This window comes from Capnocytophaga sputigena, from assembly GCF_002302495.1.
GTDB lineage: Bacteria > Bacteroidota > Bacteroidia > Flavobacteriales > Flavobacteriaceae > Capnocytophaga > Capnocytophaga sputigena.
Genome location: NZ_CP022379.1, coordinates 1,936,218 through 1,953,580 on the forward strand (window position 1 = coordinate 1,936,218; position 17,363 = coordinate 1,953,580).

Consider the following 17,363-nt stretch of genomic DNA (forward strand, 5'->3'; position numbering starts at 1 on the left):
CCGTTCCCACCACCTTCATTAAAACCCATTTGATTTTCAACATTTTAAAAAATATTTTATCAAAAATCATAAAAAAAACTCTCAAAAATTTTGGAGGTTTCAAAATTTGTTATACTTTTGCGCTCTGTAAGACAAAAACGCCGGCATAGCTCAGTTGGCCAGAGCACGTGATTTGTAATCTCGGGGTCGTGGGTTCGAATCCCTCTGCCGGCTCAAAATAAGTACATATTTTAATAGTTTAAAATTTCTCGGGGAGATACTCAAGCGGCCAACGAGGGCAGACTGTAAATCTGCTGGTTTTACCTTCACAGGTTCGAATCCTGTTCTCCCCACTGTCATATTTTTATTTTTTTTGCGGGAGTAGCTCAGTTGGTAGAGCGTCAGCCTTCCAAGCTGAATGTCGCGAGTTCGAACCTCGTCTCCCGCTCTTTTCGTGTATGCTGATGTAGCTCAGGGGTAGAGCACTTCCTTGGTAAGGAAGAGGTCACGAGTTCAAATCTCGTCATCAGCTCATATTATCTTTTGTACACACATCAAACACTCATTTATATAACTAAGATTTAAAATTTATTTAAAAATGGCAAAAGAAACATTTGATCGTTCCAAACCCCACTTGAATATTGGTACAATTGGACACGTAGACCACGGTAAAACTACTTTGACAGCCGCTATTACTAAAGTATTAGCTGACGCTGGTCTTTCAGAAGCTCGTAGCTTCGATTCTATCGACAACGCTCCAGAAGAAAAAGAACGTGGTATTACTATCAATACCTCTCACGTAGAATATCAAACAGCTACACGTCACTACGCACACGTTGACTGTCCTGGTCACGCCGACTACGTAAAAAATATGATTACTGGTGCTGCCCAAATGGACGGCGCTATCCTCGTAGTTGCTGCTACCGATGGTCCTATGCCTCAAACTCGTGAGCACATCCTTTTGGGTCGCCAAGTAGGTATCCCTCGTATCGTTGTATTTATGAACAAAGTTGATATGGTGGATGACCCTGAATTGTTAGAACTTGTAGAACTCGAAATGCGCGAACTTTTGAGCTCTTACCAATACGATGGTGATAACACTCCTATCGTTCAAGGTTCTGCTCTTGGTGCTCTTAACGGTGAGAAAAAATGGGTTGATACTGTACTCGCCCTTATGGACGCTGTTGATAACTACATCGAACTTCCTACTCGTGACATCGATAAACCTTTCTTGATGCCTATCGAAGACGTGTTCACTATCACTGGTCGTGGTACTGTGGCTACAGGTCGTATCGAAACAGGTGTTGCTAAAACAGGTGAAGCTGTTGAAATCATCGGTATGGGTGCTGAAAAATTAACCTCTACTATCACTGGGGTTGAAATGTTCCGCAAAATCCTCGACCGTGGTGAAGCTGGTGACAACGTAGGTTTGTTGCTCCGTGGTATCGACAAAAAAGATATCAAACGTGGTATGGTAATCTGCAAACCAGGTTCTGTAACTCCACACGCTAAATTCAAAGCTGAGGTGTATATCCTTTCTAAAGAAGAAGGTGGTCGTCACACTCCATTCCACAACAACTACCGTCCTCAATTCTACGTACGTACTACCGACGTAACCGGTACTATCCACTTGCAACCAGGTGTTGATATGGTTATGCCAGGTGATAACGTAACTATCGAAGTAGAATTGTTGCAACCTATCGCTCTTAACGTAGGTCTCCGTTTCGCTATCCGCGAAGGTGGTCGTACAGTAGGTGCTGGTCAAGTAACTGAAATCCTTGACTAATTTCTAACTTAGAATTAAGTTAACAATCATACAAAAAAGTTTTGGGTTCTAAAAACTCAAAACTTTTTTAAAATACGGGTGTAGTTCAAGGGTAGAATAGCGGTCTCCAAAACCGTTGATGGGGGTTCGAATCCCTCCACCCGTGCAATAAAAATCCAATAAACTTTGTCAAAGTCCCCAAACTCTGACAAAGTTTTTCCTTTTTCACCCCTCCCACTATTCCCACCATTCCCATCCCTCCCATCATCAGCCCGTGCGGCTCGCACCCACCGCACCCACCATCAGCCCGTGCGGCTCGCACCCCACCATCTGCCCGTGCGGCTCGCACCCCACCACCTGCCTGTGCACCTCACACCTCACCTAAAAACCACTAAATGTTTTGATAATAAATAAAAAAGTTATATCTTTGCCTTTCAAATAAGAATCACCATAGTCTATCAAAATCGGTTTCTAAATTTTGAGCCGCTACACTTTGCCAAAGTCTAAAAACTTTTGCCAAAGGTGATTACTTAGGTAATCAATTACTTTTAGAGTATGTTATGTAGGAAAGCCAGCGGTAGCTGAGTATGTGCTGCAAACGCCCTCTTGCAAACGCCCTCTTGGAAACCTCTCTAAAAATAAGCTATTTATTCGTAATTTAATTTATTTGACTATAAAGCAGAATTAAAAAAATAAAAATAAGAGCGTAACAAATTCTTATCTCTTATCTCTTAACTAAAAATAACAAATGAACATTCAAAAAAAAGATGTATTAGAAGCGCTTCGCAAAATTACCGCTCCTGGTGAAGGAAAAAATATGGTCGATAGCGGCGCTGTCCAAAATATAGTAGTATTTGGCGACGAAGTAGTAGTAGATGTAGTTATCAACAATCCTAGTTTGCAAGCCAAAAAACGTACCGAAGTCGAAATAATGAAAGCTATTCACGGCGAAGTTCACGAAAAAGCCAAAGTAGTGGTAAATGTGAAAGTCATCGCCCCCGAAGTGCCCGAAATCAAAGGAAAAACCATTCCTGGTATCCAAAATGTTATCGCTGTTGCCTCTGGTAAAGGTGGAGTAGGGAAGAGCACCGTAACAGCTAATTTAGCTGCCGCTCTCGCCAAAATGGGCTTCAAAGTAGGTGTTCTCGATGCCGATGTCTATGGACCCTCTATCCCCATAATGTTCGATGTAGCAGGTAACCGACCTCAATCGGTGGCTATCAATGGCAAATCGTTCATCCAGCCCATCGAAAACTACGGCGTGAAAATCCTCTCTATCGGATTCTTTACCAATGCCAATCAAGCAGTAATATGGCGTGGACCTATGGCTTCTAAAGCACTTAACCAACTCATTTTTGAATCCTACTGGGGAGAACTCGATTTCCTCCTTATCGACCTTCCTCCAGGAACGGGCGATATTCACTTGAGTATTATGCAAGCATTGCCTATTACGGGAGCAGTAGTAGTGAGCACCCCTCAAAAAATAGCCCTCGCCGATGCCCGCCGTGGAGTAGCGATGTTCGAACAAGAAAATATCAACGTGCCTGTGTTGGGGATTGTAGAAAATATGGCTTATTTCACCCCAGAGGAATTGCCTAACAACAAGTATTACATCTTTGGAAAAGAAGGTGCTAAAAACCTCGCTGCCGATTTGAACGTACCTTTCTTAGGCGAAATTCCTTTAGTACAAGGCATACGCGAAGCAGGTGACGAAGGTCGCCCCACAGTGCTACAAGACGGCACTCCTCAAGCAAACGCCTTCCGTACCTTAGCTCAAGAGGTTGTGAAAAGTGTCGTAGAACGCAACGAAACACTACCTCCCTCCGAAGCAATCCGAATCACCACTACCGCTGGTTGTAGTAGTAATTAACAATAAAAACAACAATTAATAATTAAACAGACAACAATCAGCAACAACATACTTGTTATCTGTTATCTGTTACCTAATAAAAATGGAAGAACTTAGAAATGAAGTTATTAAAGCCTTAGATAAAATACGCCCCTATTTGCAAAATGATGGCGGCGATATTACTTTGGTTGATATCGAAGATGGAAAAATCGTAAAAGTGCGTTTAGAAGGCACTTGCACCAACTGCTCTGTCAATCAACTTACGCTTAGAAGCGGAGTAGAAATGACTATCAAAGAGTATGTGCCTCAAATAGAAAAAGTAATCAGTGTAGAATAATGAATTAGCGACAATGGTAGCGAATAAAGAATCGAGAAAAGAATATTGGAAACGCAAGTGGCTGAGCAAATACCGCTTGATAGTAATGGACGACAGTACCTACGAGGAAAAAACTTCCTTCCGCTTGAGCCGTCTCAATATCTTTGTATTTGGTTCTCTCTTTGCTTTTGTGCTTATCGCTCTCACTACAGTACTGATTATCTATTCCCCTCTGCGCCAGTATATTTTAGGCTATACTGCCGTCGAAAACAAACGCGAAACTCTCAGTCTGCTCTTCAAAGTAGATTCCTTAGAGCAAAAAATCCAAGATAACGACAAGTATTTGGCGTCTATCAAAAAAGTACTCGTCGGTGACCTGAAGCCTCAACGCGATAAGGACACCGCCAGTTTCAATATCTCCGATCCTAAATACGACCCTAAAGCCTATAGGGTTACCCCTAATAGACAAGATTCTATCCTTCGTCAAGAGGTAGAAGCCGATGAGCGAGGAGAGGAAGTAGAAACTACAACCCCTTAAAAAACAGAATTAATGACAAAATTAAGTGTAAATATCAATAAAATAGCTACTTTGCGCAATGCACGCGGTGGTAATATGCCCGATGTATTGCAAGTAGCCAAAGATGTTCAACGTTTTGGAGCTGAAGGTGTTACTATCCACCCTCGCCCCGATGAACGCCACATCCGCTATCAAGATGCCTTCGATTTGCTAAAAGTAGTAACTACCGAATACAATATCGAAGGAAACCCCATCCCTAAATTCATCGACTTGGTGTTGCAAGTCAAACCTACCCAAGTTACCCTTGTTCCCGATGCCGAAGATGCGATCACCTCTAATGCTGGTTGGGACACCATTAAACACAAAGATTTTTTAACTGAAGTAGTAACCGAGTTCAAACGCAATGGCATTCGTACCTCACTATTTGTAGACCCTGTCGAGGCAATGGTAACCGCCGCAGCTGCTACCGGTACCGACCGTGTAGAACTCTATACCGAAGGCTATGCCAGCCAGTACGCCCTTGGGAATAAAGCAGCAGTAGAACCCTATGTGAAAGCAGCTTTAGAAGCTCAAAAAGTAGGCTTAGGACTTAATGCTGGTCACGATTTGAGCCTCGATAATCTAAAATACTTCAAAGAGCAAATACCTAACCTCTTAGAAGTCTCCATTGGTCACGCGCTTATTTGCGAGGCTCTTTATTTAGGTTTAGAGAATGTAATTCAGCTATACCTAAATAAATTGGCAGATTAGTAAATTAGCTAATTAGCAAAATTTCATAGGGCTCGCACTAAATTAAGAAACTAATACATTAACATATCAACAAAATGAAAACACATCTTACTTTAGGGGAGTTCATCATCCAAAATCAGAAGGACTTCCAACATTCAACTGGCGAGCTCTCACGTTTGCTGAGTGCGATCAAATTAGCCTCTAAACTAGTAAACCGCGAAGTAAACAAAGCGGGATTAGTAGACGACATCTTGGGCGATATGGGGCAAGAAAATATCCAAGGTGAGGTACAGAAAAAGTTAGACGTCTTTGCTAACGACCTCTTTATCCGTGCCCTTACCCAGCGCGATGTAGTATGTGGCATTGCTTCCGAAGAAAACGAGTTTTTCATTCCCATTGCCTCTTCTGAGAACAGCCCTAACAGCAAGTACGTTGTGCTCATCGATCCACTCGATGGTTCTAGCAACGCCGATGTGAATGTAACTGTAGGGACGATTTTCTCTATCTATAGACGTGTAACTCCGGTAGGGACTCCTGTACAATTAGAAGACTTTCTCCAAGAGGGCAACAAGCAAGTGGCAGCAGGCTATGTGGTCTACGGACTCTCTACAATGCTTGTCTATACCACTGGTCACGGGGTAAATGGCTTCACTCTCGACCCCTCTATCGGTACTTACTACCTCTCTCACCCTAATATGCAGTACCCTAAAGATGGTACCATCTACTCCATCAACGAGGGGAATTACGTGCATTTTCCGCAAGGAGTGAAGGATTATCTCAAATATTGTCAAGCCTTAGAAGGTAATCGCCCTTATACTTCGCGTTATATAGGCTCTTTAGTCTCCGATTTTCACCGCAATATGCTCAAAGGTGGTATTTATATCTACCCTTCGGGAACGCGTACGCCACGCGGTAAATTGCGCTTGCTCTACGAATGTAACCCTATGGCATTCCTCACTGAACAAGCAGGAGGTAAAGCCTCTGATGGCTACACGCGCATTATGGATATCCGCCCTACAGAACTCCACCAAAGAGTACCTTTCTTCTGCGGATCAGAAAATATGGTGAAAAAGGTAGAAGAATTTATGGCAAAATACCCAAATGATAAACTTGATTATTAATGAGTTATAAAAAAGATGATAAAAAACTTGCAAAATATTCACAAAATATTTTGCAAGTTTCAAAAATAGTACTACTTTTGCAGCCGTAATGATAAAACAACTGGTACCTTAGCTCAGTTGGTAGAGCAAAGGACTGAAAATCCTTGTGTCCCTGGTTCGATTCCTGGAGGTACCACGAGATCTTCTTCATAGAGGAAATTTTTCATATTTTTAAGGATTAGGAATTGCAAAAGCCTCAGCGAATGCTGAGGCTTTTGTTATTTAGTACTTTGCCAAGGTACTTAATTGCTCGTGCGGCTCGCACCTTTGGCAAAGTATAAGTATGTTTGTTGTTAAAAAATTCTGTATCCTAATGAAATACTGAATACCTGATTAGAAGTACTTTCTGAGTGGCTGGGAAGTATATCGGTGAAACCTATTCCATATTGAATGCCCGCTGTAAAACGATTGATTTCTACGCCTGTAGCTAAGTTGAAACCTACATCAAATCTGCGTAAATCATCAGAGCTGCTGTTGCCAATAATTAATGAATGACTGTTTCTTACGGTGTGGTCTATTACTTTTTTCTTCTTGTAGTGCGTCCATTCTTCACGTGAATTACCCCACAACGCAGCAGCTACATAAGGTCCTGCTTTCCACAATAAGTTTACTTTTCGCAACTTTAAGCGATAACCCGCATAAAAAGGCATCTCTAAATAACCGTAGCTGTAATGTCTTTCACTTAGGAACCTCTCTTTGTCTTCTTTGTATTTATACTTGTAAGAATGTCCTTTGGTGGTGAGCAATAATCCTGATTCAAGGTAGAATCCTGTAGGGAAATTTACACTTGCTAAAGCTCCCGTGTGAAATCCTGGAGTGATTGACCTTTTGCTGTCATAAGTGTCTGAATAATAAACGCCAGCAATGTTCAAACCTGCCTTTACTTCCAATCCCATTTTCACTTGTGCGCGCAAAGGACTCATCATCCCCAAAAGCAGGGCTACCGCCAAAAATAATTTTGTTTTTCTCATTGTATAATGTTTTTAAAATTTACTAATTTTAAAGCTACAAAGTTACAAAAATAATTCTAAACCACAAATTAAAGCTCTCCAATCGTATTTGCGTCGCTACACTTTGGCAAAGTTTTAATTGCTCGTCGTGCTACGACCTTTGCCAAAGTTTTAATTGCTTGTCGTGCTACGACCTTTGGCAAAGTTGATTACTTTGATAGTCAATCACTTTTAGAGTGTATTATGTAGGAAAGCCAGCGATAGCTGGGTATGTGCTGCAAACGCCCTCACGGATAAAACGTTTTGCAAATGCCCTTGCAAACAAAATATTTAGCAAACGCCCTCACGGATAAAAAAATCCAGATAGTCTCTTTAAAGAATTCTTCCCCCTATCGAAAAAGCAAAACACTGCTGCTTCATATAGTTCTCATTAGGGTTAGGCAATATATCAATGAAACCTACTGAGTATTGGAAACCAATAGTAAAGCGCTTGATTTCTAAACCTGTAGCAAAGTTGAACCCCGCATCAAAAGGCTTGAGCCCATCGTTGTTGCCATTGCCAATGCTCAATGAGTATTTACTTTTGTTGATGTGCAAAAACCTACTATCCTTATACACCGATTGTTCTTCGCGTACATTGGCAGCCAAAGCCGTCGCAATATATGGTCCTGCTTTCCATACAAAAGTAATATGTCGCGCTCTAAGACGAAAACCTACATAGAGCGGAATTTCCAAATAATGATGATTAAAAATTTGCTTGCGCATATAGCTACCGTCAGTTTTGTAATAGCCTCCGCCGTAATTGTACTCGTGCTTAAAGTTTTTGGAGGCATATACCAATCCCGATTCTATCGCAATGCCATTGTCAAACTGAGCGCTCAACAATCCGCCTATTTGCAATCCCGAAGCGCTTTCCATTACCCACTCAGGCGATGAAACTCCGTAAAGACCGCCTGCGGTAATCCCTGCTTTGGCTTCTACACCCCATTTTATTTGTGCTTGTGCAACGACTCCCCAGAGGAATGCCATTGCTAATAATTTCATTCGGTTCATAAATTTAGCTATTAATAAGGACAAAGGTAATAAATAATTGCCAAAATGGCAAATCTATAAATTTGCTAATTAGCTAATTATCCTTATCTTTGCCCCAATATATTAATTTTCCTTTTATGAAAAGACGTTTTTTTACGCTATTAACAACCTTAACCACTATATTTGCTACCGCTCAAGAGGCTGATTCTTTGGCAATAGAAAAGCCAACTCCTCCTCCCGCTCTTCCGGCTTTTGCCAAAAAACTAAACATCGATTTGTTTTTCAGAGGGGGGGGCGTGAGTGATAACTATAACGATGCTTCTAAAAACAGCACTCATTTTGTGATTGATAATGCGCGCATCAATCTGCAAGGTGATTTCAACGACGATCTCTTCTATCGCGTGCGATTCCGTCCTAATCGTCCCTTTACCGAAACTTCTCAGGACGGTGGTACTACTGCCTTAGACTACGCTTTTATCACCTATCGTTTTGGCACAATGCGTCAGTGGGATGTAACGGTGGGCAAACAGCTCGCTGCTTTTGGGGCTTTTGAAAAAGAAATCAACCCTATCTACGAATATATTTTCACCGATTACCTAAATGGGGTCTACAACAATGTCTTCCTTTCAGGACTCGCTTTGGGCTATAAACTCAACGACCGCCAGAAAATAGGCGTACAGTTGCACAATACGGTAAATGCTAAATTCGCTACTCATTTGAAAAATAACGGCTTTGTAGCGGGCGATTTTAAGGCTTCCAAAGCACCTATCGGGATGTACCTCTATTGGAATGCCGATTTGCTCGACGGCAAACTCAAATTGCGCTACTCTTATAACCTATCGCAATACGCTGCCAACTACCTCACTCACTCCGTAGCTTTGGGAAATTGGTATAAAAGTGGCAAACATACGGTTTATCTCGACCTCAGTTATACCTATATGGCTGCCGATTACGGACTTACAGCTTCAAAACTCCTCAGCGCCTACGATGGTTTGGCTAAAGATAATTTCTTGATGCAGAAAGATGTAGTCTACAAACGTGCTGTATCGCGATACGACTATCAACTTACCAACCGCTGGAGTCTATCGGCTAAAGCGGGTATTGAGTTAGCGGGAAGTACCCAGCGCCTCAGTGAGCAGTTGCGCACCAATTGGATATACTTCGCCGCCGCACAATACGCTCCCATACAAGGACAAGACCTCCGCTTTTACGTAGCCTACGTGGGGAATACCCTCAGCTACGACAAAACCTTACATCTAAAAGATGAACAACTACACCGCATCGCAATTGGTGCTTACTATACATTACCAATTTTAAAAAGTAGTCATTAGTACCCCACTAACCCCTAACACATAGAAATGAAACAAATCAACGGTTTTTCTAAACTTACCAAAGCCGAGAAAATTCAATGGCTTTGCGACACTTATTTTCCTGAGGTAGAGAACGCAGCAGCTTTCTTTGAAAAATACCATAACCCCGATGCTGAACTTCAAAAACGCCACGACGAGTTCATCGAAAATACAATTACGAATTACTACTTGCCTTTTGCGGTAGCGCCTAACTTCCTCATCAATGGGCGCACCTATACGGTGCCTATGGCGATTGAGGAAAGCTCGGTGGTGGCAGCTGCCAGCCGTGCGGCGAAGTTCTGGCAAGGTAGGGGAGGCTTCCATACTGAAGTGCTCTCTACCGAAAAAACAGGACACGTACACTTCTTTTTCTACGGTGAAAAAGCGCATTTAGAAGCCTTTTTTACCCGCGTACAGCCTTTGATGCTCGCCAGTGCCAAACCTATCACCGCCAATATGGAAAAACGTGGCGGGGGCATTACTTCCCTTACTTTGGTAGATAAAACTGAAGCATTAGCGGACTACTATCAGCTGTCGGCTACTTTTGAAACCTTAGATGCGATGGGGGCTAACTTCATCAACTCGTGTTTGGAATCGTTTGCCGAGACTTTTAGAGAAGAGGCTGAAAAAGATGCGGTTATCCGTGGGCAGTACGAAATTGTGATGTCTATACTCTCTAATTACGTGCCTAACTGCTTGGTGCGTGCCGAAGTGCATTGCCCTGTAGACGAATTGGAAATTGCGCACCTCAAAGGAATGGCAGCAGGCAAAAAATTCGTGCAAGCCCTCGCTATTGCCAATGCCGATGTGTACCGCGCGACCACTCACAACAAAGGTATAATGAACGGCATCGACTCGGTGATTTTAGCCACAGGTAATGACTTTCGCGCGATTGAGGCAGGAGCACACGCCTATGCAGCGCGTTCAGGTAATTACAAGAGTCTTTCCAACGCTTGGATAGAGGGCGACACTTTCCATTTTGCACTGGAATTGCCTTTGGCTTTGGGAACTGTGGGCGGACTTACCACGCTCCACCCTTTGGTGAAAACAGCCCTCGAAATCCTCGAAAAACCCAATGCTCGCGAGCTGATGCAAATCGTAGCTTGCGTAGGTTTAGCACAGAATTTTTCGGCGGTGAGTTCACTTATTAGTTTGGGAATCCAAAAAGGACATATGAAAATGCACCTCAACAATATTTTTAATCAATTAGGTGCTACCGACGACGAAAAACAACAACTCACCGCTTATTTCAAAGACAAAACAGTGAGCCATAGTGAAGTAGCCGAAGCGTTGAACCGCTTAAAGTCTCAAAAATGAAAACCCCTATCTTGTTTATTTTTTTGTTGTTAGTCTCTGTCGTAAGTGCACAGAAATTGCATTTATATGGTGGAAGCAATCACGATGTTTATTTGGGATGCTTGAATTGTAGTAAAACTGATAGCAATTCTATATGGAATGACTTGGGTAAGTACGGGTCGGCTAATAGTTCGATGTCTATATGGAATGACTTTGGTACCTATGGCAACCCTATGAATAGTTTGAGTCCGTGGAATGATTTTGCGGCTAAACCTCCTATAGTAGTAGATGCTTCGGGGAAGTTTTGCGGCTATTTTACAGTTGATAAAAGTTATAATAAAAGAGCAGAGTTTGAATTAGCTCTGCTCATTTATGATAATTACCAAGCAATTCGCAAAGATGTTAGCACTTGGTATAGAAAACTCTTCTAAAAATTGTAAGTAACGGTAGCATTTACATTGCGTGGGGCACCAGGGAAGTTGCGGAGGTTATCGTAACCACTAATCCAATAGGTGCGGTTGAGCACGTTGTTTACATTTACTTGGAACTGTACATCTTTCACTTTGTAGTAGAGTACAGCGTTTACTAAGGTGTATTCGGGGTAGGTGGCAGCCGTAGCACGACGCCCTACTTGCCCTAAACGCTCACTTACATAATTCACTCCTACGCCTAATCCCAAACCTTCTAAAGCACCTTTTTGGATAATGTATTTCGTCCAGAAATTAGCAGCGTGACGGGGTGTGCTGGGGCGTTGCATATTCAGGTCTTTTAGCGCACCTTCTTCTTTTAGTTTTACGATACGAGCATCGGTATAGGCGTAGTTCGCCACTACACTCCAGTTGGGGGCGATACGTCCAGCGACATCTACTTCAAAACCATTCGATTCTTCGTCTACAGGCACACGCCAATCGGGTTTGCCTGCTTTGGCACTTTGCTCTAACGAGTTTTCTTGCTTGATTTTAAATACCGAAACAGTAGCATTCAACCGCTTGTTGAACCATTCGGTTTTGAGCCCTATTTCGTGTAATTCACTCTTCACATAATCAAACGGACCTCCATAGCGATCGGGGTCGGACTGTATGTTCGCCCCTTGAGGTTGAAATCCTTTTACCCAAGTGGAATAGAGGTTGATGTTTTCGGAGGCTTCCACTACCAATCCTACACGTGGTATAAAAGCTTTGGTTTCGCGTTGGTTCTCTTTATCAGTGCCTTTGTTGAGGATTTCGGTAAACCATTCTTGTCGCAACCCTACGAGCACTTTCACAATGCTGATGTCCATCTGCTCTTGCACATATACGCCGTGAGAATATTCCTCATACGGATTGAGCACATTTTGGCGGTAGATATACTTGCTAATGTCTTTATAGCTATTACCCGCCGAACGATTTTCTAAATCGAACACGGGCACATTGGTAGTAGGAGTTTCTACTGAACCTGCTAACACGTTGGCGGTAGTGGTATAGGTATTCACTACTTTGGTTTTGTCCTTGCTCAAATACCCTTGAGCAGTAGTGCCCGAAGAACCGTATTTCTGTTCCGATAGGAAATAGTCGTAACCCACGAGCAGCTTGTGTTTCACAATGCCTGTATTGAAAGTGAAGTTGAAGTAATTGTTAAAACTATTGTTCGCAAACGAGCGCTTACGCTGGTTGAAAAGCATCAGCACCTTGTTAGGGTCCGCATAACGGAAAGCGTTGGCGCCATTGCCTATTTGCTTATAGTATAAGTTGGCTTGGGTGTGTTCTTGCATATCCTCGCTATAAGTAGAGTTGAGGTAGATAGCATTAAACGAAATATGCTCGTTGAACTTATGAGAGAGTCCGATAGTAGTGTTGAGAGTATTTTCCTTAAGGAAGTCGTTAGCAGCGCTCATCGACATACTGATGGGGGTATCGTAGAGCGTACCATTGGCAGGAAAGGCTTGTCCGCGGTCTATTTTGCCATTAAAATTCTGATAGACAAAATCGACATTCACGCGGGTTTTGTCGTTAGGAAGATAAGAAAATGAAGGAGCGACGATATAGCTTTCAGAACCTTGCAAATCGCGGAAAGAATCGGTTTTTTCATAGCCTAAATTGAGGCGGTATAAAAGGGTTTTATTAGCGTTGAGCGGACCGGTGAAGTCGCCGTAGGTTTTGAGGGTATTCCACGAACCAACACCTACCGAGATGCTGTTCTGGTTTTTTAGAAGAGGTTTTTTGGTTACCCTATTAATCACACCTCCAGGGGCAGCATTGCCAAAGAGTGCCGAAGCAGGTCCTTTGATCACTTCCACACGCTCAATATTAGCCAATGACGATTGTTTCCACAAGCTTGTTTGGGCACGCATCCCGTTGAGCAAATTCCCTGAATTGCGGTTGCCTGTCGCACGAAAACCGCGTATTGAAAAATCGTTGTAGGAAGTATATTGGTTTACCCCACTGATATTTTTTACTACCTCATTTACGGTAGTAGCACCTTGGTCTAAAATGAGCTCTTTGGTAACATACCCCACCGACTGAGGAACGTCTTTTAGAGCAGCAGCTGTTTTGGTACCTATAAAGGAATTGGTGTTTTTATAGCTACTTTCCTTTCTGCCAACTACTTCTACTTCTTGTAGGGCAGTGAGTTCTTCGCTGAGTTGCACATCGAGATGCGTGTGCGTACCACTGGGATTAGGACTGATATCAGCGCGTATTTTCAGCGATTGGAAGCCAACGTAACTAAATACAATAGTTTGTTTGCCAACAGGTACGTGGTGGAGGTTGTAAAACCCAGCTTCATTGGTGGTAACACCATTGTTAGTGCCTTCGAGTAGTACAGTAACCCCTACGAGCGGCTGTTTGTTTTCATCGGTTACGCGCCCTCTTACATCGGTTTGTTGAGCAAAAATATAGTGAATATTAACGCCTAAAAAGGTTAATAACAGAAAGATACGTTTCATATAAAATTACTATTTAAAATTATTCTATTTTATTACAGCGTGCAAAAATAGAGAAAATTTTAAATATAGCAAGAAAAAAGGCAGTGAAATTTAATCACTACCTTATTTTTTAGCCTTTTCTTTTTCAGCCCATTCTTTTTTGAGTTCTTCAGCCCAAAGTAACTCTCTACCTACTTCTTTCTTTATAGTAGATTCACTGTTATGTGAGTGACGCGGACTTTGAGTGTCAAACAAAAAATCATAACTTCCCGCTACAATGCCCTTGCCCTCTATATAAGCAAAGCGGTCAATACCACGATGATAAGCCTCTAACCCCGAGCGATTATTCCAAGCAGTGAATGTCCAAAACAGATAAACAGTATCTTTGCCGCGTTTTTCTGTACCCGATAGGTAAATACTTTCAAAACAACTATCCAAGAAAGATTCTTTATCTTCCATTGGCTGAGCATATTTACTAATATGTTTTCCTTTGCTCAATTCTTTTTTTAACTCAGCATAAGTGACAAAATCTTGTTTTGTATTGATGATGTTACTATCGTTCAAGTGTACTTTTGAAGAATAATCCATCAACTGAAAAACTTCTACTAAACAGCATCTCGCTTTATAATACTTGTCGTCTTCTTTTTTTACTAAAGAGAAGGAGTTTAAGAATTTATTTTTATTACTTCTGCGAACTTCTTCTATCTTAACAACAGCTTTTTCGACTTCTTCCTTGGAGACTTCTACCCAAGAGTTAGCATTGTTCATATCAGGTAATACCGAGATGAGGGTTAAATAATTATAGCCAAAGAAAACTCCCTGATTGAATACATTATACATCTCAATCACTTTTCCTTCATAAAAAGAATGAGGGCGTAATGTATAGTGTTTTACTTGATAATGAGCGGTAAGGCTATCCAAGAATATATATTTCTGTTCTTGTGCCATTATAGCACAAGAACAGAGTAATAGTAAGTAAAATAAGTTTTTCATAAGCCCTATTTTTTAGCTTTTTCTTTTTCAGCCCATTCTTTTTTGAGTTCTTCTGCCCAAAGAAGATGTCGTTTCCCGTCGTGGGTTAGTTTTGCCCAATCTCCATCCCAGCTATCTCTTTTTCCTTTTGTGTAAAAATAATCATAATAAGCTCCTGCTACAATGCCTTTGTCCTTAATATAAGCAAGTTCCCCAATATATCTTGCATTACAAAATTGATAAAAGTAATAGATCTTATTTCCTAATTTATCTTCTATATTAGAAAGATAAGTACTTTCTAAAATATCAGGGATAAGAAAACCTAAATCATCTTCATCTAAAGGAAAAGTGAGAAAAGGGACTACCTTTTTATAATTTTCCTTTAAAATATTCATAGGTTTTATAGGTTGATTAGTGTTAAGAATAAAATTCTTAGTAGCAACTTGTATATCACGAGGGTAATCCATACAATAAAAATCTTCTATCCAAGTGTTTTTACTCGCATAGTACTTATTTTTTACTTTTTTTATTAGAATTGTGTTGCTAATATCAAAAGCTTTTTCAAGAGGGACATTAAAAACTTTGTGTTCAACTCTCATAAAAATATTTTTAACTGAGAATAGATTGTTTTTTATTTTTTTGAGATCAATCTCTTCCCAATTACTTTTACTACTAAGGTCAGGAAGTACAGAGAATAATATTATATAATCAATCCCTTTATTTGTGCCATAATATGGAGAAAAAACATTATATATTTCAATAGTATTTTTAACCCCATAAGGAGAAGTTTCGAGCGTATACTGCTTTACTTGATAATGAGCGGTAAGGCTATCAAGCAATATATATTTTTGTTCTTGTGCCATAATGGCACAAGAACAAAATAATGATAGGTATAATAAGAGTTGTTTCATAAGGTTAGTTTTTAAGGAGTACAAGTGATTCCCTTTCTACCAGATTTAAACTCACCATCTAAATATATCTCGGTAGATGATAAAGATTTGTTTTCTACTACTCCTGCTTTTGCTAATGCAATAGCTTCCTCCATAGAAACTTTAGTATTAGGTAGAGAAAGAATACCTCGTGCTAAATTATCTATAAAAGGTGCAAATCTCTCGTGGCTATCTAAAAAAACATACCTCCTAACTTGCTCTCCTCCTATAGAAAGATATTGTTCTTTAACAAAAGGATATTTTTTATTAAAGGATTCTTTTCCTAATGAAAGTGATTCTGTATTTAAGAAAGCGTGTACCACTTCGTGATAAATTGTGCCTAAAATATATTCTTGTGAGGCTTTACTTATAATGTCATCATTTAAGTAAATATCACAAATTAAAATATCTTTGTTATAACTATCCACACGCCCAATAGTTTCAGTATAAGCCACATCTTTTTTATGTTTAGGATCTGTTGCAAAAGATTTATTATGAACTGTAATGTTGAACCTATCATTAGTTCCAAAAGTCTCCCTAAGGATCTTAGCTATATCGTTATTCAAGTTAGGAGCTTGAGCTAAAAGGGACTTTGCACAAGGGTTCGTAAGAGAGTCTTTTATAGTATCTTCTCTTTTGTATTGCTTTTTCCTTTCTTTTTCCTCTTTCTCTTCATCATCTATTGTTCTTATATTTTTACTCTTCTTTCCTCCCTTTACGATGCCCACTCCTACATCACTACTGCTTGATCCTCCATTTCCTCCTCCTGTGCCATTTTCACTGGGTTTGGGGTCTTTTTCTTTGGTGAAATTTTCATAGTTGTTTCCGTTGTACGTAGGATAAGATCCATAATGGGCAGGTATTGTGCCATAAACATCAACTGGATCTAATTGAATAGGATCATCGTCTCCATCTCCTCCGCCTTCATAATCATCTAATCCTCCAGAGTCTTCTTTTTTATTATTAGGATCTTCAATAGATTCTAGGGGTGGTGTCTTCCTTGGTTTCTTTTTTCCCGTTGGTGTCACCTCAGTATCTACTACAAGTCTATAATTTGCCTTAACTTTGGGTACTAACTGGTGGCTAATCACCCCATCGGTCATTCGGTAGGCTGAGATAAACTCTCCTTTGGGAGTGAGCAAATAGAAGTCGGCATTTACAATGCGGTTGTCGTTAGTAAGGCTGTCTGGCTCTGTAATAAAGAGGTATTGCTCAGTTATGCCATTTTCTTTCAAGAAGAGCATTTCGGCACTCGAGTCAGAACCTATTATAGTAATAGGTATTTTAGCATAAGCATCACCTGTGAGCGTTTGCATTTGCTTAAAATACCGCCAATTGGTTTCTAATTGAATCAGAGGTTGCTGCTACGACTTGTAGCATTAATCATACTTTTCTGCTTTTCAGTCGCATCAAACAAAGTCTTGGCTTCATCTAAGCTCACCACCGCTTGAGGGTCTACGGTAGGAACTGCTTCTTGTTGCGGCAATACTTCTGGAGCATCGTCGCGCTGGCAATTGGTAAGAAATAATCCTACTAATGCTAATACTAATAGTTTTAAATTTGTGTTTTTCATCGCAATTAAGATTAAAATTCTGCAACAAAGGTAGATAGCAGTTTT

General features: G+C 40.8%; 16 protein-coding genes and 6 tRNA genes. 15 read left to right on the forward strand and 7 right to left on the reverse strand.

Annotated elements, in window-relative coordinates; translation table 11 throughout:
- Positions 1–139 precede the first annotated feature (139 nt).
- The 12 genes from CGC57_RS08470 to CGC57_RS08525 all read left to right on the forward strand — a co-directional run bounded on the left by CGC57_RS08470 (position 140) and on the right by CGC57_RS08525 (position 6,451).
- Positions 140–213, forward strand: a tRNA-Thr gene (locus tag CGC57_RS08470).
- 37 nt (positions 214–250) lie between these two features.
- Positions 251–332: transfer RNA gene (locus CGC57_RS08475), tRNA-Tyr, on the forward strand.
- Between the two features lie 22 nt (positions 333–354).
- A tRNA-Gly gene (locus CGC57_RS08480) sits at positions 355–427 on the forward strand.
- A gap of 12 nt (positions 428–439) precedes the next feature.
- A tRNA-Thr gene (locus CGC57_RS08485) sits at positions 440–511 on the forward strand.
- Between the two features lie 66 nt (positions 512–577).
- On the forward strand, positions 578–1,765 hold the full coding sequence (gene tuf / locus CGC57_RS08490; RefSeq protein ID WP_002677857.1) for an elongation factor Tu: 1,188 nt from the start codon (positions 578–580) through the stop codon (positions 1,763–1,765).
- A 74-nt stretch (positions 1,766–1,839) separates the two neighbouring features.
- Positions 1,840–1,910, forward strand: a tRNA-Trp gene (locus CGC57_RS08495).
- 582 nt (positions 1,911–2,492) lie between these two features.
- Entirely contained in the window at positions 2,493–3,614 is a 1,122-nt protein-coding gene (locus tag CGC57_RS08500) for an Mrp/NBP35 family ATP-binding protein (protein ID WP_095898796.1), read from the forward strand.
- 76 nt (positions 3,615–3,690) lie between these two features.
- Positions 3,691–3,930, forward strand: a complete 240-nt coding sequence (locus CGC57_RS08505) for a NifU family protein (protein WP_172458402.1) — start codon at positions 3,691–3,693, stop codon at positions 3,928–3,930.
- Positions 3,931–3,943: 13 nt separating this feature from the next.
- Positions 3,944–4,447 (forward strand): peptidase M23, encoded by a 504-nt coding sequence (locus tag CGC57_RS08510; protein ID WP_095898797.1) that lies wholly within the window; start codon positions 3,944–3,946, stop codon positions 4,445–4,447.
- Positions 4,448–4,459: 12 nt separating this feature from the next.
- The gene (locus tag CGC57_RS08515) at positions 4,460–5,176 is read left to right on the forward strand and encodes a pyridoxine 5'-phosphate synthase (RefSeq protein ID WP_095898798.1); all 717 of its coding nucleotides are present in this window, start codon (positions 4,460–4,462) and stop codon (positions 5,174–5,176) included.
- A gap of 74 nt (positions 5,177–5,250) precedes the next feature.
- Entirely contained in the window at positions 5,251–6,276 is a 1,026-nt protein-coding gene (gene fbp / locus CGC57_RS08520; RefSeq protein ID WP_095898799.1) for a class 1 fructose-bisphosphatase, read from the forward strand.
- A 102-nt stretch (positions 6,277–6,378) separates the two neighbouring features.
- A tRNA-Phe gene (locus tag CGC57_RS08525) sits at positions 6,379–6,451 on the forward strand.
- 157 nt (positions 6,452–6,608) lie between these two features.
- On the opposite strand, the gene CGC57_RS08530 is transcribed toward CGC57_RS08525, so the two are convergent.
- Together CGC57_RS08530 and CGC57_RS08535 are read right to left on the reverse strand one after the other, a co-directional pair.
- Positions 6,609–7,286, reverse strand: coding sequence for a porin family protein (locus tag CGC57_RS08530; protein WP_095898800.1), 678 nt, complete (start codon positions 7,284–7,286; stop codon positions 6,609–6,611).
- Positions 7,287–7,637: 351 nt separating this feature from the next.
- Positions 7,638–8,318, reverse strand: coding sequence for a porin family protein (locus CGC57_RS08535; protein ID WP_095898801.1), 681 nt, complete (start codon positions 8,316–8,318; stop codon positions 7,638–7,640).
- A 116-nt stretch (positions 8,319–8,434) separates the two neighbouring features.
- On the opposite strand from CGC57_RS08535, the gene CGC57_RS08540 reads away from it, so the two are divergent.
- Genes CGC57_RS08540 through CGC57_RS08550 form a run of 3 tightly spaced genes read left to right on the forward strand, consistent with a single transcriptional unit; the run spans position 8,435 to position 11,373 of the window.
- On the forward strand, positions 8,435–9,628 hold the full coding sequence (locus CGC57_RS08540; protein WP_095898802.1) for a porin: 1,194 nt from the start codon (positions 8,435–8,437) through the stop codon (positions 9,626–9,628).
- A gap of 27 nt (positions 9,629–9,655) precedes the next feature.
- A complete protein-coding gene (locus tag CGC57_RS08545) occupies positions 9,656–10,963 on the forward strand; it encodes a hydroxymethylglutaryl-CoA reductase, degradative (protein ID WP_095898803.1) in 1,308 nt (435 codons plus the stop codon).
- Complete coding sequence (locus tag CGC57_RS08550) at positions 10,960–11,373, forward strand: hypothetical protein (protein ID WP_095898804.1); 414 nt, start codon at positions 10,960–10,962, stop codon at positions 11,371–11,373. Before CGC57_RS08545 ends, CGC57_RS08550 begins: the two co-directional genes overlap by 4 nt.
- Here the strand turns inward: CGC57_RS08550 and CGC57_RS08555 are convergent.
- From CGC57_RS08555 to CGC57_RS13130, 5 genes are all read right to left on the reverse strand, one after another.
- On the reverse strand, positions 11,370–13,865 hold the full coding sequence (locus CGC57_RS08555) for a TonB-dependent receptor (RefSeq protein ID WP_095898805.1): 2,496 nt from the start codon (positions 13,863–13,865) through the stop codon (positions 11,370–11,372). The genes CGC57_RS08550 and CGC57_RS08555 overlap by 4 nt on opposite strands.
- 102 nt (positions 13,866–13,967) lie before the next feature.
- Positions 13,968–14,837, reverse strand: a complete 870-nt coding sequence (locus CGC57_RS08560) for a hypothetical protein (RefSeq protein WP_002677715.1) — start codon at positions 14,835–14,837, stop codon at positions 13,968–13,970.
- A gap of 5 nt (positions 14,838–14,842) precedes the next feature.
- Entirely contained in the window at positions 14,843–15,727 is an 885-nt protein-coding gene (locus CGC57_RS08565) for a hypothetical protein (RefSeq protein WP_095898806.1), read from the reverse strand.
- 11 nt (positions 15,728–15,738) lie between these two features.
- Positions 15,739–17,061 (reverse strand): hypothetical protein, encoded by a 1,323-nt coding sequence (locus tag CGC57_RS08570; protein ID WP_306303920.1) that lies wholly within the window; start codon positions 17,059–17,061, stop codon positions 15,739–15,741.
- Between the two features lie 35 nt (positions 17,062–17,096).
- On the reverse strand, positions 17,097–17,318 hold the full coding sequence (locus CGC57_RS13130) for a hypothetical protein (RefSeq protein WP_235607145.1): 222 nt from the start codon (positions 17,316–17,318) through the stop codon (positions 17,097–17,099).
- Positions 17,319–17,363 lie beyond the last annotated feature (45 nt).

What these genes read in the sequence shown, in the direction of transcription:
- tuf (WP_002677857.1), top strand. Translation starts at nt 578, where the DNA reads ATGGCAAAAGAAACATTTGATCGTTCCAAACCCCACTTGAATATTGGT.
- CGC57_RS08500 (WP_095898796.1), top strand. Translation starts at nt 2,493, where the DNA reads ATGAACATTCAAAAAAAAGATGTATTAGAAGCGCTTCGCAAAATTACC.
- CGC57_RS08510 (WP_095898797.1), top strand. Translation starts at nt 3,944, where the DNA reads ATGGTAGCGAATAAAGAATCGAGAAAAGAATATTGGAAACGCAAGTGG.
- CGC57_RS08515 (WP_095898798.1), top strand. Translation starts at nt 4,460, where the DNA reads ATGACAAAATTAAGTGTAAATATCAATAAAATAGCTACTTTGCGCAAT.
- fbp (WP_095898799.1), top strand. Translation starts at nt 5,251, where the DNA reads ATGAAAACACATCTTACTTTAGGGGAGTTCATCATCCAAAATCAGAAG.
- CGC57_RS08530 (WP_095898800.1), bottom strand. Translation starts at nt 7,286, where the DNA reads ATGAGAAAAACAAAATTATTTTTGGCGGTAGCCCTGCTTTTGGGGATG.
- CGC57_RS08535 (WP_095898801.1), bottom strand. Translation starts at nt 8,318, where the DNA reads ATGAACCGAATGAAATTATTAGCAATGGCATTCCTCTGGGGAGTCGTT.
- CGC57_RS08540 (WP_095898802.1), top strand. Translation starts at nt 8,435, where the DNA reads ATGAAAAGACGTTTTTTTACGCTATTAACAACCTTAACCACTATATTT.
- CGC57_RS08545 (WP_095898803.1), top strand. Translation starts at nt 9,656, where the DNA reads ATGAAACAAATCAACGGTTTTTCTAAACTTACCAAAGCCGAGAAAATT.
- CGC57_RS08550 (WP_095898804.1), top strand. Translation starts at nt 10,960, where the DNA reads ATGAAAACCCCTATCTTGTTTATTTTTTTGTTGTTAGTCTCTGTCGTA.
- CGC57_RS08555 (WP_095898805.1), bottom strand. Translation starts at nt 13,865, where the DNA reads ATGAAACGTATCTTTCTGTTATTAACCTTTTTAGGCGTTAATATTCAC.
- CGC57_RS08560 (WP_002677715.1), bottom strand. Translation starts at nt 14,837, where the DNA reads ATGAAAAACTTATTTTACTTACTATTACTCTGTTCTTGTGCTATAATG.
- CGC57_RS08565 (WP_095898806.1), bottom strand. Translation starts at nt 15,727, where the DNA reads ATGAAACAACTCTTATTATACCTATCATTATTTTGTTCTTGTGCCATT.
- CGC57_RS08570 (WP_306303920.1), bottom strand. Translation starts at nt 17,061, where the DNA reads ATGCAAACGCTCACAGGTGATGCTTATGCTAAAATACCTATTACTATA.
- CGC57_RS13130 (WP_235607145.1), bottom strand. Translation starts at nt 17,318, where the DNA reads ATGAAAAACACAAATTTAAAACTATTAGTATTAGCATTAGTAGGATTA.